This window comes from Streptomyces sp. B6B3 (assembly GCF_039871525.1).
In the GTDB taxonomy this organism is placed as follows: domain Bacteria; phylum Actinomycetota; class Actinomycetes; order Streptomycetales; family Streptomycetaceae; genus Streptomyces.
Window position 1 is genome coordinate 327,440 of sequence record NZ_JBDPLU010000004.1, and the last position, 22,189, is coordinate 349,628.

General features: G+C 73.4%; 19 protein-coding genes. 6 read left to right on the plus strand and 13 right to left on the minus strand.

The annotated features are described in order from the left end of the window. Nucleotides 1–10: 10 nt before the first annotated feature. Nucleotides 11–904: a metal ABC transporter permease gene (locus ABGB06_RS11675; RefSeq protein ID WP_347588091.1), complete on the plus strand. Its 894-nt coding sequence runs from the start codon at nt 11–13 to the stop codon at nt 902–904. Between the two features lie 41 nt (nt 905–945). Then, on the plus strand, nt 946–1,371 hold the full coding sequence (locus ABGB06_RS11680) for a Fur family transcriptional regulator (RefSeq protein ID WP_347588092.1): 426 nt from the start codon (nt 946–948) through the stop codon (nt 1,369–1,371). A gap of 95 nt (nt 1,372–1,466) precedes the next feature. Here the strand turns inward: ABGB06_RS11680 and ABGB06_RS11685 are convergent, their stop codons facing one another. The 3 genes from ABGB06_RS11685 to recO form a co-directional block, all read right to left on the minus strand. Next, nucleotides 1,467–3,050 (minus strand): hypothetical protein, encoded by a 1,584-nt coding sequence (locus tag ABGB06_RS11685; protein ID WP_347588094.1) that lies wholly within the window; start codon nt 3,048–3,050, stop codon nt 1,467–1,469. Between the two features lie 182 nt (nt 3,051–3,232). Continuing rightward, nucleotides 3,233–4,045, minus strand: coding sequence for an isoprenyl transferase (locus tag ABGB06_RS11690; protein ID WP_347588096.1), 813 nt, complete (start codon nt 4,043–4,045; stop codon nt 3,233–3,235). A gap of 293 nt (nt 4,046–4,338) precedes the next feature. Further along, nucleotides 4,339–5,088, minus strand: coding sequence for a DNA repair protein RecO (gene recO / locus ABGB06_RS11695; RefSeq protein ID WP_347588098.1), 750 nt, complete (start codon nt 5,086–5,088; stop codon nt 4,339–4,341). A 114-nt stretch (nt 5,089–5,202) separates the two neighbouring features. On the opposite strand from recO, the gene ABGB06_RS11700 reads away from it, so the two are divergent. Both ABGB06_RS11700 and ABGB06_RS11705 read left to right on the plus strand, forming a co-directional pair. Further along, nucleotides 5,203–6,384 (plus strand): PP2C family protein-serine/threonine phosphatase, encoded by a 1,182-nt coding sequence (locus ABGB06_RS11700; protein WP_347588100.1) that lies wholly within the window; start codon nt 5,203–5,205, stop codon nt 6,382–6,384. Nucleotides 6,385–6,891: 507 nt separating this feature from the next. Then, nucleotides 6,892–7,794, plus strand: coding sequence for a hypothetical protein (locus ABGB06_RS11705; RefSeq protein ID WP_347588102.1), 903 nt, complete (start codon nt 6,892–6,894; stop codon nt 7,792–7,794). Between the two features lie 6 nt (nt 7,795–7,800). Here the strand turns inward: ABGB06_RS11705 and ABGB06_RS11710 are convergent, their stop codons facing one another. The 3 genes from ABGB06_RS11710 to ABGB06_RS11720 are packed head-to-tail and all read right to left on the minus strand — an operon-like array spanning nt 7,801 to nt 12,291. After that, nucleotides 7,801–8,493, minus strand: coding sequence for a response regulator transcription factor (locus ABGB06_RS11710; protein ID WP_347588104.1), 693 nt, complete (start codon nt 8,491–8,493; stop codon nt 7,801–7,803). Next, on the minus strand, nt 8,490–10,073 hold the full coding sequence (locus tag ABGB06_RS11715; RefSeq protein ID WP_347588105.1) for a histidine kinase: 1,584 nt from the start codon (nt 10,071–10,073) through the stop codon (nt 8,490–8,492). The genes ABGB06_RS11710 and ABGB06_RS11715 overlap by 4 nt, the downstream gene beginning before the upstream one ends. A gap of 13 nt (nt 10,074–10,086) precedes the next feature. Beyond that, complete coding sequence (locus ABGB06_RS11720; RefSeq protein WP_347588106.1) at nt 10,087–12,291, minus strand: MMPL family transporter; 2,205 nt, start codon at nt 12,289–12,291, stop codon at nt 10,087–10,089. Nucleotides 12,292–12,718: 427 nt separating this feature from the next. Here ABGB06_RS11720 and leuA point away from each other — a divergent pair, with 427 nt between their 5' ends. Both leuA and ABGB06_RS11730 read left to right on the plus strand, forming a co-directional pair. Beyond that, nucleotides 12,719–14,533 carry a 2-isopropylmalate synthase gene (gene leuA / locus ABGB06_RS11725; protein WP_347588107.1) on the plus strand — a complete coding sequence of 605 codons (1,815 nt, stop codon included), beginning with the start codon at nt 12,719–12,721 and terminating at the stop codon, nt 14,531–14,533. A gap of 201 nt (nt 14,534–14,734) precedes the next feature. After that, the gene (locus ABGB06_RS11730) at nt 14,735–15,364 is read left to right on the plus strand and encodes a TerB family tellurite resistance protein (RefSeq protein WP_347588108.1); all 630 of its coding nucleotides are present in this window, start codon (nt 14,735–14,737) and stop codon (nt 15,362–15,364) included. 238 nt (nt 15,365–15,602) lie between these two features. On the opposite strand, the gene era is transcribed toward ABGB06_RS11730, so the two are convergent. The 7 genes from era to ABGB06_RS11765 form a co-directional block, all read right to left on the minus strand. Further along, nucleotides 15,603–16,529, minus strand: coding sequence for a GTPase Era (gene era, locus ABGB06_RS11735; protein WP_347588109.1), 927 nt, complete (start codon nt 16,527–16,529; stop codon nt 15,603–15,605). Next, complete coding sequence (locus ABGB06_RS11740) at nt 16,526–16,906, minus strand: cytidine deaminase (RefSeq protein ID WP_347588111.1); 381 nt, start codon at nt 16,904–16,906, stop codon at nt 16,526–16,528. Before ABGB06_RS11740 ends, era begins: the two co-directional genes overlap by 4 nt. 30 nt (nt 16,907–16,936) lie before the next feature. Next, nucleotides 16,937–17,815, minus strand: coding sequence for a hypothetical protein (locus tag ABGB06_RS11745; protein WP_347588113.1), 879 nt, complete (start codon nt 17,813–17,815; stop codon nt 16,937–16,939). A 161-nt stretch (nt 17,816–17,976) separates the two neighbouring features. Then, nucleotides 17,977–19,284 carry a hemolysin family protein gene (locus ABGB06_RS11750; RefSeq protein ID WP_347588114.1) on the minus strand — a complete coding sequence of 436 codons (1,308 nt, stop codon included), beginning with the start codon at nt 19,282–19,284 and terminating at the stop codon, nt 17,977–17,979. An 81-nt stretch (nt 19,285–19,365) separates the two neighbouring features. Further along, a complete protein-coding gene (ybeY, locus tag ABGB06_RS11755; RefSeq protein ID WP_347588116.1) occupies nt 19,366–19,863 on the minus strand; it encodes an rRNA maturation RNase YbeY in 498 nt (165 codons plus the stop codon). A 12-nt stretch (nt 19,864–19,875) separates the two neighbouring features. Further along, nucleotides 19,876–20,934, minus strand: coding sequence for a PhoH family protein (locus ABGB06_RS11760; protein WP_347588118.1), 1,059 nt, complete (start codon nt 20,932–20,934; stop codon nt 19,876–19,878). A 127-nt stretch (nt 20,935–21,061) separates the two neighbouring features. Beyond that, on the minus strand, nt 21,062–22,189 hold the full coding sequence (locus ABGB06_RS11765) for a PfkB family carbohydrate kinase (protein ID WP_347588120.1): 1,128 nt from the start codon (nt 22,187–22,189) through the stop codon (nt 21,062–21,064).

Below are 22,189 nucleotides of genomic sequence, written 5' to 3' on the forward strand. Positions count from 1 at the left end.
AGGAGGTCCCATGTTCGAGGTGCTGGACTACGCCTTCATGCAGCGCGCCCTGCTGGCCGCGCTGCTGATCGGAATCGCCGCCCCGGCCGTCGGCATCTACCTGGTGCAGCGGCGGCAGGCGCTGATGGGCGACGGCATCGGGCACGTGGCGCTGACCGGCGTCGCCCTCGGCTTCTGGCTGAGCACCAACCCGGTGTGGATGGCGGTGGCGGTCTCCGCCGTCGGCGCCGTCGCGATGGAACTGCTGCGCTCCTCGGGCCGGGCCCGCGGCGACGTCGCGCTCGCCATGCTCTTCTACGGCGGCATGGCCGGCGGCGTCATGATCATCAACCTGGCCCCCGGCGGCTCCACGGCCAACCTCACCTCCTATCTGTGGGGCTCGGTCACCACCGTCTCGCCGGAGGACATCACCGCCATCCTGGTGCTGTCGGGGTTCGTGCTCGCCGTCTGCCTGGGGCTGCGGCGGCAGCTGTTCGCGGTCTGCCAGGACGAGGAGTTCGCCCGGGTCACCGGCCTGCCGGTGCGCGCCCTGAACCTGCTGCTGGCCGTCACGGCCGCCGCCACCGTCACCGTCGCCATGCGGGTGGTCGGCCTGCTGCTGGTCAGCGCGCTGATGGTGATCCCGGTGGTGGCCGCCCAACAGCTGACCCGCGGCTTCGCGGCCACGTTGGCGCTGGCCGTGCTGGGCGGGGTGCTGGTGTCCGTGTCCGGCACGGTCACCTCCTACTACCAGGACGTGCCGCCGGGCGCCACGATCGTGCTGATCGCCCTCGGCCTGTTCCTGCTGGTCTCGCTGCTGGCCCTACCCCTGTCCCGGCGCCGCGCCGCGGCGGCGGAGCGGACCCCGGACGGGGACGTCAAGGCCGGGCGGCACCTCGCGACCGAGCCGGATACGGTCCGGTAGCCGTTACCCTGACGAGGCAGTCACGACGCAGGGAGGCAGACGTGGGAACGGCAGGACCACCGGTACGCGGCCGTTCGACCCGCCAGCGAGCGGCGGTGGCGGCGGCGCTGGCCGAGGTGGACGAGTTCCGCAGCGCCCAGGAGCTGCACGACATGCTCAGGCACCGAGGCGACTCGGTCGGCCTGACCACCGTCTACCGCACCCTGCAGTCCCTCGCCGACGCGGGCGAGGTCGACGTGCTGCGCACCAACGAGGGCGAGGCGGTGTACCGCCGCTGCAGCACCGGCGACCATCACCACCACCTGGTCTGCCGCTCCTGCGGCAAGGCCGTGGAGGTGGAGGGCCCGGCGGTGGAGAAGTGGGCCGACACCGTCGCCCGCGAGCACGGCTTCGTCGACATCGGCCACACCCTGGAGATCTTCGGCACCTGCGGCGACTGCGCGAAGAGCGACGCCGAGCACGGCTGACGCCGACTGACGCTGAGCCCCTGGGCGCTCCGCCGGGCGGCCACCCGGCGGAGCGCCCAGGGGCTTCCTGCCTCGGCCCTGGCCTCGGGTGGGCGTCAGGTCGTGTCCCGCGCCCCCAGGAGGGCGGCGAGGTCGCTGACGGCGTGGGCGTAGAGGACCCGGCCGCAGGGGGTGTTGTCGGAGGTCGAGCAGGACGGGTCGCTGATGTTCTCGCGGTGTTCCGAGACCGACCAGAGGCGGGGTAGGCCGCTGGCCGCGCCGCGCTCGTAGTAGAGGTCCTCGGGGCCGACCGCCGTGCGCAGCTCGGGTCCGGTGATCGACAGGGCGCCGTCGACGACCGCGCCGCGCCACAGGCTGCCGTTGCTGTAGAGGTGGCTCTGGTTGAAGTAGTAGGCCCCGTCGTAGCGGGCCACGCCCTGGAGCTGGTAGGTGGGCGTGAAGTAGGTGGAGGCGGGATCGGCGCTGACCGTGGAGCCCGAGCCGGTGAGGCCGGACAGCGGCCAGGCGCCCACCCGACCGGCCGAGGGCAGGTCGGAGGTGGGCGTGCAGTACTCGCCCACCACGAGCTGGTCGTCGCCGCTGCGGTCGATCGAGAGGTAGGACGCCTTGGGGGCGCCGACGTCGGCGCACGGCCCCTCGCCGTCGTTGTACTGGGTGGCCGAGTAGGTCCAGGTGGCCACCTGCGGCATGACGTAGCGGTAGCCGTAGCTGTACCAGACGTTGCTCTGCCGTCCCACCTGGCGCAGGTCGGTGACGTCGCTGGTCAGCCCGTCCGGGGTCGGGTCGTTGACGTCGGCGTTCTGGTCGGGGTTGAGGTCGAGGACGTACCGCATGTCGAAGACCCGGATGCCGTCGAGGGTGTCGGCGACGAAGAGGTAGTTGCCGTACCAGGCCATGCCGCCGGCGTGGATGCCGTCCTGCATGGGGTTCTCGCTGGCGTGCACGGCGTCGAAGGAGATGTGGTCGTAGGAGTTGTAGTACGGCCAGACCAGCAGCACGTGGCGGTACTCGCCGGTGTCCGGGTCGACGAACGAGACGCGCACGCCCTTCTCGTTGCACGAGTCGTTCTCGGAGCTGGTGCAGCCGTTCTCGCGGCCCGGGTTCTGGCTGTCGTACCAGCTCACCAGGACGGGTTCGCGGTCGGAGCCCAGCACCTCGTCCTCCTCGGCGTCGGAGACCCCGGTGACCGCCTGCGGGATCCACTCCGTGGTGACGGAGTCGTCCTCCTCGAAGCAGTACACGTCCGAGGGAGTCACCGGCGGCAGGCCGCCGTCACCCTCGCCGAACGGGTCGGGGCAGGACGAGCCGGTGCGCAGCTCGCGGTTGGCCTGGCCCAGCAGGTCGACCACCTCCTGGTCGGGCAACGAGGCCGCCAGGTCGGCGATCCGGCCGCTCAGGTCGCTGCCGGCGGTCAGGGCGTAGTCGCTGGCGGGCGCGGGCTCGCCGGCGCCCGGATAGGCCAGGGCGGCGAGCTCCTGCTCCCACTCGCTGAGCGTCTCGTGCTCGGCCCTCGGCTCCTGGGGGCCCGAGTCCCACGGCTCGACCTCGGCCCCGAGCGCGGAGACGGAGGATAACGGCTGGGTCCCCGGCTGGGCGGCGGCGGGCGGCGCCCCGAGAACGGGGGCCAGCAGGCCCGTCAACGACAGGCAGAGCAACGCGCGTATACCACTTCGAGTCAACGTACGCCCCTCGAACAGGAGTTGGGATATCCGATCGAGAGTGACATGGACACGACGCCCGCGACAGAGCGCCTGACCTGCGTGGACGTGGGCGGGCACCCGGTCGGGCCCCCGGGCAAGGACTCAGCGAGGACTCGGGCGGGCACCCGGACGAGGACCAGGGCGGGGACTCAGCCGACGCCTCAGGTGGTGACCTCGTTGGGGATCGCCCCGCCGAAGCGGCGGTCGCGTGAGGCGTACTCGACGCAGGCGGACCAGAGGTTGCGCCGGTCGAAGTCCGGCCACAGCACGTCCTGGTACACCATCTCCGCGTAGGCGCTCTGCCATATCAGGTAGTTGGACGTGCGCTGCTCGCCCGAGGGGCGCAGGAAGAGGTCCACGTCGGGCATGTCCGGGTGGTACATGTACCGCGTGAGGGTCTTCTCGTTGACCTTCGACGGCGCCAGCCGCCCCGCCGCCACGTCGGCCGCCAGCCGGGCCGCGGCGTCGGCGATCTCCGCCCGGCCGCCGTAGTTGACGCACATGTACAGCGTCATGGCGTCGTTGTCCCGGGTGACCTCCTCGGCGTACTGCAGCTGCCGGACCACGGACTTCCACAACTTGGGCTCCCGCCCCGCCCAGCGCACCCGCACGCCCAGCGCGTGCAACTGGTGCGTGCGCCGGGCGATGACGTCGCGGTTGAACTCCATGAGGAAGCGCACCTCGTCCGGCGAACGCTTCCAGTTCTCCGTGGAGAATGCGTACACCGAGAGGTTCCGCACGCCCAGCTCCAGGCAGCCCTGCACCACGTCCAGCACCACGGCCTCGCCGAGCTTGTGCCCCTCGGTGCGCGGCAGCCCCCGAGCCTTGGCCCAGCGCCCGTTGCCGTCCATCACGATCGCCACGTGCCGCGGGATCAGCTCACCCGGCAACTTGGGAGGCCGGGCGCCCGAGGGATGCGGGTCGGGGGCGCGGTACTGACGACGCTGCCGGGAGAAGGTGCCGCGGCGGGCCATGGAGCGACTCCACAGGTCGAGACGGTGGGACAGGACGACGAGCGTCCGAGGGCGTGTCGCGAAGTCCCGGGCGGCCCATGCGGCTCCCCCAGGCCCTGGAGGGCCTGGGGGTGCCCCCGTGGCGCGTGCAGCTGCAAGGCGCCGGATCGCAGCTCGTACTTTTCCGTACTCGCGCGATTCGGCACCGCAGCAGATGTGCGTGCCGGTCGTCGTTGGGGGTACCCCCAGGCCCCCAGGGCCTGGGGGAGGGTCGTGTGGACTTCGCGACGCGCCCCAGGCCGAGGGTATCCCGGTCAGGTCTTCTCGACGAACCTGAGCGAACGCAGCCCTCGTTCCAGGTGCCAGTGCAGATACGCCGACACCAGGCCGCTGCCCTCCCGAACGTGCCGGGACTCGGTCGCCTCGGCCGTCGCCCAGTCCCCGGTCAGCAGCGCGCCCAGCAGCCGCAACGCCTCGGGCGACGGCACGACGCTGCCCGGCACCCGGCAGTCGCCGCATATCGAGCCGCCCGCCGACACCGAGAAGAAGCGGTTCGGGCCCGGCAGCCCGCACCGTGCGCAGTCGTCGAAGCTCGGCGCGTAGCCGCCCACCGCGAGCGAGCGCAGCAGGAACGCGTCGAGCACCAGCCCCGGCGGGTGCTCCCCGCCGGCCAGCGCCCGCAGGCCGCCCACCAGCAGCAGGTACTGCTGCACGTTGGGCTCGCCCTCGTGGTCCGTGAACCGCTCCGCCGTCTCCAGCATCGCCGTGCCCACCGTGTAGCGGGCGTAGTCGTCCACGATGTGCCGGCCGTACGGCGTGATCGTCTCGGTCTGGGTGCACAGCGGCAGCCCCCGGCCGATCAGTTGGCCGCCGCGCGCGAAGAACTGCACGTCCACGTGGCCGAACGGCTCCAGCCGCGCGCCGATCCGCGACTTCGTGCGCCGCACGCCCCTGGCCACCGCGCGCACCCGGCCGTGACCGCGGGTGAGCAACGTGATGATCCGGTCCGCCTCCCCCAGCTTCTGGGTGCGCAGCACGATGCCGTCGTCGCGGAACAGGCTCATGCGGCCATTCTCACGCATCCGCGCCGGGGCGTGGCCGGGCGCGGATGCCCTGATCGGCCCAGCGTCCCCGGGCGCCGGCGGGCGCCCGCGCCGCGCCCCACGGATGGTGAAGGGGTGGACCACACAGCGCGACGCCGGGCGGAGCGCCGGCGCCGACCGCTGCTGGCCGCCGCCGAGCCCGTGCTCCGCATGGGCCGGATGGACGTCTCCTGGCTGCTCCCGGCGCTGCTGCTGGTCGCCATTCCGCTCGTCGACTGGGCCACGAGCGGCGATTTCCGGATCATCACCTGGATCGTGCTGGTGCCGGCCATCGCGGCCGCCGTCTGCGGCGTCTGGGCCACCACCCTCCTCGCCGCCGCCTCAGCCGTCACCTACCCGCTGGTCGACCTCACCTGGGCCAGCGACCAGCGGGAGGGACCCGACGACTTCCTGCTGGTGCTCGTCGGCGGCGGCCTCTCCGTGCTGGCGGCGTGGCTGCGGCGCCGGGCCCTGACGCACCTGCTGAGCGTGGAGAACGCCGCCGAGGCCACCCGGCTCGCGGTGCTGCGCCCCATCCCACAGGGCGCCGGCGGCCTGGAGTCGGCCAGCGCCTACCTGTCAGCGGACGTCGCGGCCCGGGTGGGCGGCGACTTCTTCGACGTGCAGCCCTCCCCGCACGGTCCGCGGGTGCTGCTGGGCGACGTGCAGGGCAAGGGCACCACGGCGGTGGACGCGGCGGCGGCGCTGCTCAGCACGTTCCGCGAAGCGGGCTACCACGAGGCGGACCTGACGACGCTCGCGGAACGCCTGGAACTGCGCATGAACCGCCACAACCGGCTGGCCGCCCGGCTCGGCCAGGGCGACGAGCGCTTCGCCACGGCCGTGCTCGTCGGCTTCCCGCCGGGCCGGGAGGGGCGTTTCCTGGACCTGGTCAACTTCGGCCACGCGAGCCCGCTCGTCCTCGGTCCGCGCGGTCTGCGTTCCCTCCCGGAGGGCGTGGGCCGGCCGCTCGGCCTGTCCCGTCTGGCCGACGGCGGGGTGCCCCCGGTGCTGCGGGTCCCCTTCGAACCGTCCGAGACGCTGCTCCTCTTCACCGACGGCGTCACCGAGGCCCGGGACCGCCACGGGACGTTCCTCCCCGTCGCCGACCGCCTGACGACGGCCGCCAGCACGGCGCCGGCCGATCTCGTCGACCTGGTCCGACAGGCGGTCCTGGCCCACACCGGCGGCCGCCTCACCGACGACACGGCGATCCTCGCCGTCCGCCGCATGCCCCCCACCCAGGCGGCCCACTACGACGCCGGCGTGACGGTGTGATCGGGCAGGAGGCGGGCCCGGCGGGAGACGGCGTGGAGGGCGGCGTAGGCGCTGTCGCGTGTCACGTGGTTCCCGCCCGACAGGTGGGCAAGCAGTCGGGGGAAAACTCGGGCTCGTCGGCATTCTCCTCGATCGCTCGCAGCAACTGCGCGAGTGCGAGTCGTTTGGTGATGAGCTCGCCCCTGTAGGCCCCGTCCAACTCGTCGTCGTGGAGGTCATCCAACGCGTCGAGCACCTCGGCCGCCCGCTCGCTGGGAACGCGGCCGATGAGACCGACGAGGAAGGTGAAGTGGCCGCATCCCAGCGCCCGGAGGACATGGTCGACGTTCAGCGGCCGTCGAGCGCCAACGTCTCCACGGTGCGTCCCCCCACGGACTCCGTCGAACGAGTACGTGCGCGTAGCGTCCCAGAAAGCGGGACGTGCCGCGCACGAAGTCGCGCGGGGGGCCGTTGGGCGTGATGCGGCGGTGTGGTGGCGGGGTGGGTGGGGTGGTTAGGCTCCGGCGCATGGTGTCTGGCATAGGCGCACGATGTCGTGTCGCGCTCCTCTGCGCGGCCCTGGTGGCCGTGGCGTCGGGGTGCTCCGGATCGGACGACGGTGCCGACGCGTTCGTCACGGACGCGCTCGAACAGGTGCGGTTCACGGACGAGCCGCCGGCCGCCGTGACCGTGGTGGACGCGGAACGGGCGAACGAGCTGCTCGCCGAGGACGAGCGGCGGTTCGCCGTCGTGGACCAGCTCGGCACTCCGCTGCTGCGGGACTTCGCGGTGCCGGACCACCGGTACGGCATGGAGCCGGAGAACGCCGAGCTCGCCGTCACCGTCGGCCGGGACAGCTACCACGGTTTCTGGGCCGGCGAGTTCGACGCGGCGGCGGTCGCCTCCGACCTGGCGGACGACGGGTACACCGAACGCGAGGCCGACGGCGGGCCGGTGTGGGAGGCGCCCGACGTCGAGCTGACGCTGCGGGTGACCGACGAGCGGATCTCCTGGGGACAGGGCGGCGACTTCGACCCGTCCGTGTTCACGGCGGGGCGGCCGCTGACCGAGGAGCCGCGGTACCCGGCGCTGAGCGAGTGCCTGGGCGACGTGTACCGGGCGGACTTCGCCGAGGGGTTCCCCGGCGACCCCATGACCTCCTACGCCATCGGCCAGGTGGCCGAGTCGCCCGAGGAGACGTCCGAGGTGCTGTGCGTCACCAACGACAGCGAGGCCACGGCCGAGCAGGCCGCCCAACGGCTGCGGCAGGAGATCGAGGGCGGCGGCGACCGGTTCCGTGGCAGCGAGGTCACGCTGCTGGAGGGCGACGTGCCGGGCGTCCGGGTCACCGTGCCACAGCACGGGGACCAGCTACCCGGCCGGCTGCTGTCGCAGGACATCGACCTGGTGACGGCGCTGCTCCGGGTGTGACCGGGCTCAGCCCTGGACGCCCGGGGTCACCAGCCCCGTCTCGTAGGCCGCGATGACGAGTTGCGCCCGGTCCCGGGCCGCGAGCTTGCCCATGATGCGGCTGACGTGGGTCTTGGCGGTCAACGGGGAGAGCCCGAGGGTGTCGGCGATCTCGGCGTTGTTGAGGCCGCGCGCGACCAGGCCGAGGACCTGCCGTTCCCGGTCGGAGAGCGGGGCGAGGCCCGGCGGCACGGCGTCGGACGCCGGCGCGACGGGGGCGCGCAGCGCGCGGGCGATGAGGCGGGCGGTGGGTCCCGGCGACAGCAGCGCGTCCCCGGCGGCCACGGTGCGGATGGCGTCGAGCAGTTCCGCCGGCTGGGTGTCCTTGACCAGGAAGCCCGACGCCCCGGCGCGCAGCGCCTCCACGACGTGCTCGTCGGTGTCATAGGTCGTCAGCACCAGCACCTTCACGCCCGCCAGGTCCTCGTCGGCGGCGATCCGGCGGGTCGCCTCGATGCCGTCGAGATCGGGCATCCGGATGTCCATGACCACCAGGTCGGCGCGGGTGGCCCGGGTCAGCTCGACGGCCTCCCGGCCGCTGCCCGCCTGGCCGACCACGGCCATGCCGGGCGCGGACTCCACGAGCATGGCGAAGGCGGAACGGACCAGCGTCTGGTCGTCGGCGAGGAGCACGCGGATGTCGCGGTCCTGGGTGGTCACGGTCGCTCCTCGGCGGGGTGTCCTGCGGACGGCTCGGCGGTGACCGGCGACCGTTCGGCCGCCGGCGCGACGGCGTGTCCTGCGGACGACTCGGCGGCGACCGGCGACGGTTCGGCCGCCGGCGCGACGGGGCGTCCCGCGGACGGCTGGGCGGCGTGTCCTGCGGACGGCTCGGCCGGCCGCTCGGCGGTGGGCACGGCGGGCCGCTCGGTGGGCGCCGGCGGCGACGGTTCGGTGACCGGCGCCGTGGCGGTGCGTTCGGCGGGCTGCTCCCCGAGTCGCTCCGGGCGCGGCTCCGAGTCGAGCTCCGTGGTTGGCTCCGAGTCGGGCTCCGTGGTTGGCACTACCGGGAGTTGGGCGGTGACGGTGAAGCCGGGGGCGTTCTGGCGGGGTGCGGCGATGAGGGAGCCGCCCATGCTGCGGGCCCGCTCCCGCATGCCGCTGATGCCGTAGCCGCCACCCGCCGGCTCGGCGCCTCCCGCAGGACCGTCCTCGGCGCCGGTCGGCCCGCCGGACTGCGCCTGCGCCGGCAGGCGCACCGCGCCGTCGTCCGTGACGTCGATGCACAGCACCGGGCCGCTGCGCCGGATGGTCACCTGGATCCTGACGTCGGCGCCGGCGTGCCGGACCGCGTTGGTCAGCGCCTCCTGGACGATGCGGTACGCGGCGGCGCTGGCCACCGGCGGCACCGGGTGGGGCACGTCGAGCGCCAGCCCGACCCGCGCGCCGGCCGCCTCGGCCGTGCGGACCAGATCGGGGATGCCCGACAGGTCGGGCAGCGGGTCGTGGCCCTCGCGCGCGTCGGCCGGCTCGTCGCCGCGCAGCACCTGGAGCGTCGTGCGGAGCTCCGCGCGGGCGTCGCGGCAGGTCGCGGAGATGCCGTCCAGCGCCTCGGCCACCGCCGCCCGGTCCAGCCGCTCGGGATCGGCGATGAGGATGTGCGAGGCGACCGACGCCCGCACCCCGATCAGGGTGATGCTGTGCGCCAGCAGGTCGTGCAGGTCCCGGGCGATGCGCAGCCGCTCCTCGGCGACCCGGCGGGCCGCCTCCTGTTCGCGGGTGCGTTCGGCGCGCTCGGCCCGCTCCTTGATGGCGGCGACGTACTGGCCGTGCAGGCGCACGGCCTCGCCGAGCACGATGACGGTCAGCAGCCAGCCGGCGCCGCCCAGCACGTCCGCGAAGCCCTGCGCGCCCGAGGGCACCGCCACCGCGGTGATGAGGACGGCGAGGAAGCCGACCAGGCCCAGGGTGCGCCGGAGCGGCCCCTGGGCGGCGACCGTGTAGAGCGCGAGGGCGGACGCGCTGACCGGCGCGGCGTGCGAGTAGTTGAGCTGGTGGAACGGCGCGATGCAGGCGAGATGGGCGAGCAGCACCATGAGGGGGGCGCGGCGGCGCAGCACCAGGGGCAGCACCGAAAGGCCCATCAGCAGCCAGCCGAGCGGGTCCAACGACTGGCCGTCCGGCTCGATCATCAGGCCCATGAACGCGCACGCGACCGCGACCAGCAGGGTGAGTCCGGCGTCCTGCCTGAGGACCCGGCGGTCGGCCGGGTCCTCAGGGCGAAAGAGTGTTCTCAGCACGGCCACAGGTTCATCATGCGGCACCCGCCCCGGCGGGTGTGCGCGCGGGGGCGCCGTCGTCCAGGTCGCCGTCCCCGTCGCCGTCGGGACCCGCGCCCGCACCCCCGTGCCGGGCGCGGGTCCTCGACAGCGCCCCCGGCCACCAGACGCGGCGGTCGAGCAGCCAACTGGCGGACGTGACGATGTAGGTGCGGACCAGGAAGGTGTCGAGCAGCACCCCGACGGCCACCACGAAGCCGATCTCGATCAGCATCACCATCGGCATCGTCATCAGCACCCCGAAGGTGGCCGCCAGCACGATGCCGGCCGAGGCGATCACCCCGCCCGTGGTGCGCAGGGCGGTGAGCGCGGCCTGCCGGGTGGCCAGGCCGCCCAGGTTCTCCTCGCGCATCCGGTGCATCAGGAAGATGCCGTAGTCGACGCCCAGGGCGACGCCGAACACGAAGGTGATCAGCGCGAGCGACGGGTCGGCGCCCTCGAAACCGAAGACCGGGCCGAACACCAGGCCGCCGATGCCCATGGCGGCGCCCCAGGAGGCGACCACCGCGGCCAGCAGGATGGCCGGCGCCACGACGCTGCGGAGCAGCAGCATCAGGATCAGCAGCACCATCGCCAGCACCAGTGGGATGACCAGCAGCCGGTCCCGGTCGTTGGTGTCGGCCAGGTCCATCTGCTGCGCCGTCGGCCCGCCGACCACCGCTTCCGCTCCGGACACCTCGTGCAGCCCGTCGCGCAGCGCCTCGATGGTGGCCTTCTCCCCGTCCGATTCGGGCGGGTCGACCGCGTAGACGCTGATCTCCGTCCAGCCGTCGCCGCCGCGCCCGATCCGCGCGTCGGCGACGCCCTCGGTGGCCACGGCCTCCGCCAGCACCGTCTCGGCGTGGTCGCTGCGCGCCATCACGGTGATCGGCTGGGCGCTCTGCTCCGGGTACGCCTCGGCCAGCTGCTCCATCGCCGTGACCGACTCGGGGGTGTCGACGAAGGAGTCCTCGGTGTTCAGCGGCCCCGGCAGGTTGAAGACGCCGAGGGCCAGCGCCCCCATCAGCGCCATGCCGCCGGCCAGGATCGCCACCGGACGGCGGCTGACCGAACCGCCCATGCGGTCGAAGTAGCCGCGCCGCTGCTTCGGCTCGGCGCCGTACTCGGGAACGAACGGCCAGAACACCCGGCGCCCGCAGACCACCAGCAGGGCCGGCAGCAGCGTCAGCATCACGACCAGGGAGCAGACGATGCCGGCGATGCCGACCGGGCCGAGGCCCGCCGTGCTGTTGAGGTCGGCGGCCATCAGGCAGAGCAGGCCCGCGGACACGGTGCCGGCGGAGGCCAGCAGCGCGGGCCCGCAGCCGCGGATGGCGCGCAGCATGGCGTCGTACGGCAGCGGGTGGCGGCGCAGCTCCTCACGGTAGCGGGAGACCAGCAGCAGCGCGTAGTCGGTGCCGGCGCCGAAGATCAGCACGGTCATGACCGCGCTGTTCATGCCGTTCACGGTGATGTCGAAGGCCTGGACGAGGCCGTAGACGAGGGCCATGGCGGCGCCGGTGGAGACGCCGACGCCGAGCAGCGGCAGCAGCCACAGCATCGGGCTTCGGTAGGTGACGATCAGCAGCACGGCGACGATGGCGGCGGTGACCATCATCAGCGTGCCGTCGATCGAGTCGAACACCTGGTCGTTGTCGTACGCCAGCCCGTCGGGGCCGCCGACGTTCACGGCCAGCCCGTCGGGCAGTCCCTCGGCGACCCGCTCGCGGACGTCGGCGACCGCGGCCAGGCGCTCCTCCTGGTCGGCCAGTCCGCCGATCACGACCGGGTACATCAGGGTGCCGCCGTCCGCGGACGGTATGCCCTCGGGCGTGCCGTCGCCGGTCAGCGAGTAGCGCTCGGCGATGTCGGCGACCTGCTCGTCGGCGGCGGCCCGGTCGGCCGCGGTGAGGTCGGCGTCGCGCTGGTAGACCAGGATCAGCTCGGTGGCCTCGCCCCCCGGCAGCCGCTCCTCCAGCTCCACCACCTGCGTGGAGTCGGCGCTCGCCGGCAGGTAGTCGACGGTCTCGTCCTCCTGGACGCTCTCCAGCTTGCCGGCCAGCGGGCCGGCCAGCGCCAGCACCGCCACCCACAGCGCGATGACCGCCCACGGGACGAGGCGACGCCGGCCGGACGGGCGCGGCGGTTCGCCGGGCGGCGAATGCTCGCCGGCGTGTGTGTCTACGACTGCGGCCCCCATCGGCGGGCCCCCTTCGTTCTGCGATCGTTCCTGCTGCGATCGGTACGGAAGTGCTCTCGGTGCCTCCAGCCTTCCGGCCGCCGGCCGCCGTTTCCTCGGCCGGCGGAGCGAGGTCGGCGCTACTGCCCGCGGCGACCCGGCGGGCGCGGTACTCCCGGGGGAGTACACCCAGGGGTGCGCGCGAAGGGGCGCGTGAGCGGGCGCGACGGGGCACGTCAGCGGGGCAGCCGTGTCTCGCATGCTGATATGGGGAGCCCGGGTCGCGCCGGGCCCGGGGTACGCTGTGCGGGCGATGCGTTTCGTGAGCCTCCTCCTTAGCCGCCGCGGCGAGGGTCTGTAACCACCAGCAGGCCGACCCCCTCCCCGCGGTGTTCGGCGCTGCCGTCGGCCCTTCGCAGACGATCGCCCCCCAGGAGAATCCGGCATCATGAGTTCCGTCACTCCCCCGCGCACGACCTCCCCCACGCCGCTGACCGCCGCCAGCGTCCGGCAGCGCCCCTCGGGCATGCCGACGCACCGCTACCGGCCGTACGAGGCGGTCGACGTCCCGGACCGCGGCTGGCCGAACAACCGCATCACCGCGGCCCCCCGCTGGCTCTCCACCGACCTGCGGGACGGCAACCAGGCGCTGATCGACCCGATGTCGCCGACCCGCAAACGCGCCATGTTCGACCTGCTGGTACGCATGGGCTACAAGGAGATCGAGGTCGGCTTCCCCGCCTCCGGACAGACCGACTTCGACTTCGTGCGCTCCATCATCGAGGAGGGCGCGATCCCCGAGGACGTCACCATCTCGGTGCTGACCCAGGCCCGCGAGGAGCTGATCGAGCGGACCGTGGAGGCGCTGGTCGGCGCGCCCCGGGCGACGCTGCACCTGTACAACGCGACCGCCCCGACGTTCCGCCGGGTGGTGTTCCGCGGCGGCCGGGACGAGGTCAGGCAGATCGCGGTGGACGGCACCCGGCACGTGCTGAAGTGCGCCGAGAAGCTGCTGGACGACCGGACCGTCTTCGGCTACCAGTACAGCCCGGAGATCTTCACCGACACGGAGCTGGACTTCGCGCTGGAGGTCTGCGAGGGCGTGATGGACGTCTGGCAGCCGGCCGCGGACCGCGAGATCATCCTCAACCTGCCGGCCACGGTCGAGCGGTCCACGCCCTCGACGTACGCCGACCGGTTCGAGTGGATGGGCCGCCAGCTGAGCCGCCGCGAGTTCGTCTGCCTGTCGGTGCACCCGCACAACGACCGGGGCACCGCGGTCGCCGCGGCCGAGCTGGCGCTGATGGCCGGCGCCGACCGGGTGGAGGGCTGCCTGTTCGGCCAGGGCGAGCGCACCGGCAACGTGGACCTGGTGACGCTGGGCATGAACCTCTTCTCGCAGGGCGTCGACCCGCAGATCGACTTCTCCGACATCGACGGGATCCGCCGCACCTGGGAGTACTGCAACCAGATGGAGGTGCACCCGCGCCACCCGTACGTGGGTGACCTGGTCTACACGTCCTTCTCCGGCTCCCACCAGGACGCCATCAAGAAGGGCTTCGACGCGATGGCGGACGAGGCCACCGAGCGCGGCGTGCCGGTCGAGCGGCTGCCGTGGGACGTGCCGTACCTGCCGATCGACCCGAAGGACGTGGGCCGCAGCTACGAGGCGGTGATCCGGGTCAACTCGCAGTCCGGCAAGGGCGGCGTCGCGTACGTGCTGAAGACCGACCACCAGCTGGACCTGCCGCGCCGGATGCAGGTGGAGTTCTCCCGGATCATCCAGGAGAAGACGGACGCGGAGGGCGGCGAGGTCACGCCCGCGCAGATCTGGGAGGTCTTCGCCGACGAGTACCTGCCGACGGCCGCGCCCGGCGACGGCTGGGGCCGGATCGCGCTGCGCGAGGCGCAGACCTCGACCCGGGTGGACGGCCGCGACGAGCTCACGATCGACGCCGTCGTGGACGGCGCCGACACCGTGCTGACCGGCTCCGGGAACGGGCCGCTGGCCGCGTTCTTCGACGCGCTGGAGTCGGCCGGGGTGGTCGGCGAGGAGGTCCGGCTGCTGGACTACGTCGAGCACACGATGAGTGAGGGCGCCACCTCGCAGGCGGCCGCCTACATCGAGTGCGCGATCGGCGAACGCGTGTGGTGGGGCGTCGGCATCGACGCGAACATCGTCCGCGCCTCGCTCAAGGCCGTCGTCTCCGCCGTCAACCGGGCGGGGCGTGCGGGTCGCGCGGGTCGCGCCGCTCGCGGCTGACCGCGCGGGGCTGACCGTACGGGGCGTCCCGGCTCCTGGGGACTCCTGGGGAAGTGCCCGATTCGTGCTTCCGCACTACTGACGCCATCGGTGGAGTGTGGTTAACATCACGCCCACGGCAGTGTGGCCAGTGGATGACGGAGGTACGGCGTGGTGCGCTCCAGGGGTCGGGGCGGCTTCAGGCCGAGGATTCTTTACCGGATGGCGGGCGTGCGCACGGCATGGCGTGCCATCGACGACGGCGAGTTCTTCTGCACCGGGTGCGGAGGCGACCGCAGCTACCAACTGCTGGCCGGCCGCCGCCGGCTGACGGTGCTGGGCGTGCCGGTGCTGCCCAGGGGTCCGGCGGATCCCGTGGTGGCGTGCGCCTCGTGCCACGGCCACTTCCCGGTCGTGGACCTGGAACAGCCCACCACGACGCGGCTGTCCGCGCTGTTGCGGGACGCGGTGCACACGATCGCCCTCGCGCTGCTGGCGGGCGGCGGCGGCGACCGCATCGTGGCGCGCCGGGCGGCCGTGGCGTCGGTGCGGGAGACCGGCTTCGCCGACTGCACGGAGGAGCGGCTGCTGACGCTTCAGGCGGCGCTGTGGGCCGGCGGGCGGCCTGCGTTGGACCGCGAGGCCCGGGAGGTGCTCGTCGCCCTCGCACCGCATCTCGCCCTGCCGGGCCGGCACAGCCTGCTGCTGCACGGCGCGCGGATCGCCCTGGCGGACGGCGCGTACCGCCCGTCGGAGCGCGAGATCCTCGGCGCGATCGGCGTCTCGCTCCGCCTCCAACCCGCGGAGACCGACCGCCTCCTCACCGAGGCGGCGGCGGCCAGCGGCGCATAGCCCTTCCCGGGCGGCACCCCGACGACGCCGCGTAGCCCTTCCCGGGCGGCACCCGGACGAGGGCGCTAGCCCTTCCCGGGGCAACACCCGCTTCGGCGCGGCACGCGTCCGCCAGCGGGCGCGCGGCACCGCCGGGCCAGCGGCCCGGCGGCCACCGGGTGTCGGCGCTCGTGGCGCCCCCGCCGCGCCGGAGGCGCGGAACGACGCTGGGCGGCGGAGCCGCCGGCAGGCGCGCCGGTCAAAAACCGAGGCGGCGGAGCTGTTTGGGGTCGCGTTGCCAGTCCTTGGCGACCTTGACGTGCAGGTCGAGGAAGACGGGCGTGCCCAGCAGGGCCTCGATCTGGTGCCGGGCCTTGGTACCGACGTCCTTGAGGCGCTGGCCCTTGGGCCCGATCACGATGCCCTTCTGGCTGGTGCGCTCGATGAAGAGGTTGGCGTGGATGTCGAGCAGCGGCCGGTCCGCGGGGCGGTCCTCGCGGGGCAGCATCTCCTCGACCACCACGGCGATGGAGTGCGGGAGTTCGTCCCGCACGCCCTCCAGCGCGGCCTCCCGGATCAGCTCCGCGATCATGACCTGCTCGGGCTCGTCGGTCAGCTCGCCCTCGGGGTACAGCGGCGGCCCCTCGGGCATCTGCGGCACCAGGAGGTCGGCGAGCAGCTCCACCTGACGGCCCGTCACGGCGGAGACCGGCACGATCTCCGCCCACTCCAGGCCGACCTCCTTGCCCAGCCGGTCCACGTCGATCAGCCGCTCGGCCAGCAGCTGGCTGTCCACCACGTCCGTCTTGGTGACCACCGCGATCTTCGGGGTGCGGCTGATGCGGGCCAACTCCTTGGCGATGAACCGGTCGCCGGGCCCGATCTTCTCGTTCGCCGGCAGGCAGAAGCCGATCACGTCGACCTCGGCCCAGGTCGCCCTGACCACGTCGTTGAGCCGCTGCCCGAGCAGCGTGCGCGGCTTGTGCAGCCCGGGGGTGTCCACCAACACCAGCTGGGCGTCGGGACGGTGCACGATGCCGCGCACCGAGTGCCGGGTGGTCTGCGGCCGGTTCGAGGTGATCGCGACCTTGGTACCGACGAGCGCGTTGGTGAGGGTCGACTTGCCCGCGTTGGGGCGGCCGACGAAACAGGCGAAGCCCGAGCGGTGCTCGGCAGAGGTGCTCATGACCCCGCGATCGTCGCACGAAGCTGGCCGTCCGGGCCAGCCAGCAGTACGGGGACGCCGAGGCCGCCCAGCTCCCGCACGGCGGCGAGGTCGTGGTCCGGCACCACCTCGGCCTCGGAGACCAGGGCCGCCGCCTCCAGCGTGACGGCACCGCTGGCCACGGCCATCGACACCGCGGCCTGGAGCGCGGTCAGCTGGATCGAGTCCAACTGCACGGTGGTCGCGACGTAGGTGCGCCCCGTCTCGTCCCGCACCGCCGCGCCTTCGGCGGCGCCCTCGCGCCGGGCGCGGGCCGCGCGCGCGAGCGTGATGATCTTGCGGTCCTCGGGGTCGAGGTCGCCGTTGGCGCCGTTGCCGCCGCCCGTCGTGTCGGTCATGGGAGGAGCCTATGCGGTCCGTTGGACCGCTCACAGCTCGGTGGTGCCGGGCTGGTCCGGGTCGGGCGTCGGCGTCTGGCCCGCGCAGACCTCCTGGAGCTTGTCCACCGCGCGGGCCGCTATCTCCGCCACGCTGCCGGTGCCGGCGTCGTCGCGCCCGGCCTGGGTGACCCGGACGGTGTGCGTGCCGACCCGGACGATCATCACGTCGGCGATGACGGCCGTGCCGCCGACCTCCGCCGCGCCCTCCGGCGCCTTCCGGTGGTAGCGGAGCGCGGCGCTGTCCGCGTCGGCCTCGCCGAGCCGCTCCAGCTCGGTCTCCAGCGCGTCGGGCTCGCCCAGCCGGTAGGCCACGGTGAGCGGATCCGCGGCCGGGCCCTCGCTGTCGTGGAAGGTGTCGCAGTCCTCGGCCACCGTCTCGCGGAACGCGGCCACCGCCCGGGCGGCGTCCGCCGGGCTCTCGTGCACGGCGGCGACCGTGGTGACGAAGGGGCCGCTCTGGGTGCGCGCGAAGCCGGCCCGCGCCGTGATCTCCTCGCCGCTCTCGAAGAGCTCGCCGCAGGCCGCCTCCTGCGGCCGCGGCACCCCGATGCCGCGCTGTTCCGCGGCCTTCCGGCTGTCGCTGGCCCAGCCGGCGGGGAAGTCCATCGGGTCGAGCAGCGCGCCGCGCAGCCCCTGCTCGTCCAGGGCGTGGGTGCCGACCGGGTCGGCCGCCTCGGCCGGGTCGGTGCCACCGGAGCTGACGACGAGGGGTGCCAGCAGGCCGAGGGCGACGAGGCCGCCCAGCAGGGCCAGCCACAGGGCCCGGCGCCGGGAGAGCCGCGCACGCCGGGGACGGAGCGTACGGCGGTCGAGGCGACGCACGAGCCGGTCGGGGCGGGGAGAGCGCCTGAGGTACATGCGTTCCATGGCGCCACCGGGGCCGGCGGACGGCCACCGACCGCCGGCCGTTCGGGTGAACGGGCCGGCCCGCCACGGCCCGGCAGGGCAGCGGCACCGCGCGCCGTCCACCGGCGCGGGCACCGGCCCTCGCGGCCCCGGCCACACCGGCCAGGCAGGACCGGCAAGGTCTACGCGTCGTCCGCCGCCTCGTGCACGGGCTCCACCCGGACCCACTCGATGCGGTTGCGCCGCCCACTGGGCGCCTCCGCGGTCAGGCGCAGCCCGGTCAACGGCAGGCCGTGCTGCTCCCTGGGCAGGTCGAGAACGGCCTCGGCGCCCGCGATCGGCACCCGGCCCAGTGCCTTGGTGAGCAGCCCGCCGACCGTCTCCACGTCCTCGTCGTCCAGCTTCAGCCCGTACAACTCGCCGAGGTGGCCGAGGTCGAGACGGGCGGTCACCCGGTACGCGCCCACGCCGTCCAGCGACTCGACCGGCGGCGCCTCCGTGTCGTACTCGTCGGTGATCTCGCCGACGATCTCCTCCAGGATGTCCTCGATGGTGACGATGCCGGCCGTGCCGCCGTACTCGTCGATGACCACCGCGACGTGGATCCGGTCCCGCTGCATCTCGCGTAGCAGGTCGCCGGCGTTCTTCGTGTCCGGCACGAACGTGGCGGGCCGCATCAGCGACTCGGCCGACTCGGCCTCGGCCTCCCGGTTGATGTGCACGGCCCGGGCCACGTCCTTGAGGTAGACGATGCCGACGATGTCGTCGTCGCTCTCGCCGGTGACAGGGATCCGGGAAAAGCCGGAGCGCAGCGCCAGGCTCAGCGCCTGCCGGAGGTTCTTGTGCCGGTCGATGGAGACGATGTCGGTGCGCGGCACCATCACCTCGCGGACCAGGGTGTCGCCCAGCTCGAAGACGGAGTGCACCATGCGGCGCTCGGCGTCCTCGATCAGCGACTCGCGCTCGGCCAGGTCGACCATGGCGCGCAACTCGGCCTCGGAGGCGAACGGGCCCCGGCGGAAGCCCTTGCCGGGGGTCACCGCGTTGCCCAGCAGGATCAGCGCGGCCGGCAGCGGGCCGAGCACACGGGCCAGCGGCACCAGCACGTAGGCGGCCGCGATGGTGGTGATCACCGGATGCTGCCGGCCGATGGTGCGCGGCGAGACGCCGACCGCGACGAAGGACAGCAGCACCATCACGCCGAACGCGGCGGTCAGCGCCTGCCACACCTCGGGGAACTCCCGCAGGCAGGCGTGCGTGACCAGCACCGCGGCGCCCATCTCGCTGGCGATCCGCAGCAGCAGCGCCAGATTCAGGTACCGGGTGGGGTCGGACACCACCCGGGCCAGCCGACGGGCGCCGCGCCGGCCCTCGCGGACCGCCTCCTCGGCGCCCGTGCTGGTGACGACGGCCAGCCCGGCCTCGGCGCAGGACGCCAGCCAGGCGGCGGAGAGCAGCGCAAGCACCGAGACGAGGAGCGCGCCAGTCATGTCATGCCTCCCCAGGCCCGGGGCGGGGGCCCAGCGCAGGCCCCGGGCCCTGGGCCTCGGATGGTCGGTCGGTCGTGTCGGTCACGTGATCGTCGGGGCCGGGGAAGGTCCTGGCAGGCCCTGCTCCGCCCGCCAGCCGTCGACGATGGCCTTCTGCAGGCCGAACATCTCGGCCCGGGCGGCCGGCTCCTCGTGGTCGTACCCGAGGAGATGCAGCACGCCGTGCACGGTGAGCAGTTGCAGCTCGTCGTCCATGGAGTGCCGGGTCGGGGCCTGCTCGCCCTGCCTCCTGGCCACCTCGGGGCAGAGCACCACGTCGCCGAGCAGGCCCTGGGCCGGCTCCTCGTCGTCCCTGGCGGGCGGGCGCAGCTCGTCCATCGGAAACGACATCACGTCGGTGGGCCCGGGCAGCTCCATCCACTGGAGGTGCAGCTGCTCCATGGCCGCGGTGTCGACCGCGATCACGGAGAGCTCGGACAGCGGGTGGATCCGCATCCTGGCCAGCGCGTACCGGGAGATGTCGAGCAGGGCTCGCTCGTCGATCTCCACGCCCGACTCGTTGTTGACCTCGATCGCCATGGTCCGCGGTGGCTACTTTCCGTGCTTCCCTGACTGGTCGTCCTGGCGGCGCCGGTCGTTCAGGTCGTCGAAGCGCTCGTACGCGTCGACGATGCGGCCGACCAGCTTGTGCCGGACCACGTCCTGGCTGGTGAGCCGCGAGAAGTGGACGTCGTCGACGCCGTGCAGGATGTCCTGGACCTGGCGCAGGCCGCTCTTGGTGCCGCCCGGCAGGTCCACCTGGGTGACGTCGCCGGTGATCACGATCTTCGAGTCGAAGCCGAGCCGGGTGAGGAACATCTTCATCTGCTCGGGGTTCGTGTTCTGCGCCTCGTCCAGGATGATGAACGCGTCGTTCAGCGTCCGGCCGCGCATGTACGCCAGCGGCGCGACCTCGATCGTGCCCGCGCTGAGCAGCCGCGGGATGGAGTCGGGGTCGAGCATGTCGTGCAGCGCGTCGTAGAGCGGGCGCAGGTACGGGTCGATCTTCTCGTAGAGCGTGCCGGGCAGGAAGCCGAGCCGCTCGCCCGCCTCGACCGCCGGCCGGGTCAGGATGATGCGGGTGACCTGCTTGGACTGGAGGGCCTGCACCGCCTTGGCCATGGCCAGGTACGTCTTGCCGGTGCCCGCCGGGCCGATGCCGAAGACGATCGTGTGGTGGTCGATGGCGTCGACGTACCGCTTCTGGTTCAGCGTCTTGGGCCGGATGGTCTTGCCGCGGTTGGACAGGATGTTCTGCGTCAGGACCTGGGCGGGGCTGGTGGCGGAGCCGCCGGTGCCGTCGCGCAGCATCGCGATGGACCGCTCCACCGCGTCCTCCGTGAGCGGCTGGCCGGTGCGCAGCACGAGCATCATCTCGTCGAAGAGCCGCTGCACGAGGGCGACCTCGTCCGGCTCCCCGGTGGCTCTGATCTCGTTCCCCCGGACGTGGATGTCGGTCTCGGGGAAGCCCTTCTCGATGACGCGCAGCAGCGCGTCTCCGGAGCCCAGCACCGTGACCATGGGGTGCTTCGCCGGCACGGTGAACCTGGCGGTCGCCGCGTCGGCCGGGGTGGTGGCCTGGGGTGCCTGGTGTGTCGGTGTTTGCGTCATGGGCGGCCGTCGCGGGCCTGCTCATCCCTCTCTGTGCTGGACTGCCGTCACGCCATGGCGGTGGCGTGCCGATCGCTTCCAGGGTACGACGGGGATCCGACACTCCCGTAGGCAATTACCGCCTGGACTAGCCGCGGAAGCCGAGTGTCGGCACGGCGCGGCGCTGTGGCCAGGGCCGGGTCACCCCGGCCAGGGGCTCGTCCAGGAAGGCGTACCGCTCCAGGGTGGCCGCGAGCGCGCTCTCGGACACCAGTGCGGGGCGCGCGCCGGCGCGGCCGGAGGCGCGGATCCGCTGCCACCAGGCCGCGATGTCGCCCCATCCCGGCGCGGCCAGCGAACCGCCGAACTCCTGGACCGACAGCGCGGCGGTCAGCCCAGCCAGGGCCAGCCGGTCCGCCAGCGGCCAGCCCGCCAACGTGCCGGTCAGGAAGCCGGCCATGAAGACGTCGCCCGCGCCCGTGGTGTCCAGCGGCTCCACCACGATGGCCGGCACCTCCGCGGCCTCCCCGGTGCGCCCGTCCACCGCGCAGGCGCCCTCGGCGCCCATCGTGACCACGGACAGCGGCACCGTCTCGGCCAGCGCCCTGGCGGCGGCCTGGGGGGAGTCGGCGCGGGTGTACCTGACGGCCTCGACGGCGTTCAGCAGGAAGCCCTCGCAGTGGGCGAGGTCGGGCAGCTCGGCCAGCTCCCAGGCGCCGGTCTCGTCCCAGCCGGTGCTGGCGAAGATCACGCTGCCGGCGTGCGCGGCCTTGGCGATCCACTCCTGCGGCTGGCCCGGACGCAGGGACGCCACGCAGGACCGGGCGGGCGGCGGCCCCGGCGTCCCCGCGATGCCGGGCGGCCTCCCGGACGTGGGCGCGTCGTGCCCGTGCGAGATCATCGTGCGCTCGCCGTCGTACGCCATGGAGACGGTGACCGGCGAGTGCCAACCGGGGACGGTGCGGGACAGCGACAGGTCGATGCCCTCGCCGCGCTCCAGGGTCTCCCAGCAGTACTCGCCGTACTTGTCGTCGCCGAACGCGGCGGCCAGGCAGGTGCGCAGGCCGAGCCGGGCCAGCGCGGTGGCCATGTTCGCCACCCCGCCCGGGCTCGACCCCATGCCCCGGGCCCACGTCTCGGTGCCGCGGACGGGCGCCGAGTCCAGCCCGGTGAAGATGATGTCCAGGAAGACCGTCCCGGTCAGGTACACGTCGCACGCCGGGTCCGCGGCCGTGCGGACCCCGGCGAGCGGGTCGATCAGGCACGCCCGACTCAT

Bases quoted from the DNA above. Each gene is read 5' to 3' on its own strand.
- ABGB06_RS11675 (WP_347588091.1), top strand. From the start codon at position 11: ATGTTCGAGGTGCTGGACTACGCCTTCATGCAGCGCGCCCTGCTGGCC.
- ABGB06_RS11690 (WP_347588096.1), bottom strand. From the start codon at position 4,045: ATGGCCCGCCGCGGCACCTTCTCCCGGCAGCGTCGTCAGTACCGCGCC.
- recO (WP_347588098.1), bottom strand. From the start codon at position 5,088: ATGAGCCTGTTCCGCGACGACGGCATCGTGCTGCGCACCCAGAAGCTG.
- ABGB06_RS11705 (WP_347588102.1), top strand. From the start codon at position 6,892: ATGGTGTCTGGCATAGGCGCACGATGTCGTGTCGCGCTCCTCTGCGCG.
- ABGB06_RS11720 (WP_347588106.1), bottom strand. From the start codon at position 12,291: ATGGGGGCCGCAGTCGTAGACACACACGCCGGCGAGCATTCGCCGCCC.
- leuA (WP_347588107.1), top strand. From the start codon at position 12,719: ATGAGTTCCGTCACTCCCCCGCGCACGACCTCCCCCACGCCGCTGACC.
- ABGB06_RS11730 (WP_347588108.1), top strand. From the start codon at position 14,735: ATGGCGGGCGTGCGCACGGCATGGCGTGCCATCGACGACGGCGAGTTC.
- era (WP_347588109.1), bottom strand. From the start codon at position 16,529: ATGAGCACCTCTGCCGAGCACCGCTCGGGCTTCGCCTGTTTCGTCGGC.
- ABGB06_RS11740 (WP_347588111.1), bottom strand. From the start codon at position 16,906: ATGACCGACACGACGGGCGGCGGCAACGGCGCCAACGGCGACCTCGAC.
- ABGB06_RS11745 (WP_347588113.1), bottom strand. From the start codon at position 17,815: ATGGAACGCATGTACCTCAGGCGCTCTCCCCGCCCCGACCGGCTCGTG.
- ABGB06_RS11750 (WP_347588114.1), bottom strand. From the start codon at position 19,284: ATGACTGGCGCGCTCCTCGTCTCGGTGCTTGCGCTGCTCTCCGCCGCC.
- ybeY (WP_347588116.1), bottom strand. From the start codon at position 19,863: ATGGCGATCGAGGTCAACAACGAGTCGGGCGTGGAGATCGACGAGCGA.
- ABGB06_RS11760 (WP_347588118.1), bottom strand. From the start codon at position 20,934: ATGACGCAAACACCGACACACCAGGCACCCCAGGCCACCACCCCGGCC.
- ABGB06_RS11765 (WP_347588120.1), bottom strand. From the start codon at position 22,189: ATGAGTCGGGCGTGCCTGATCGACCCGCTCGCCGGGGTCCGCACGGCC.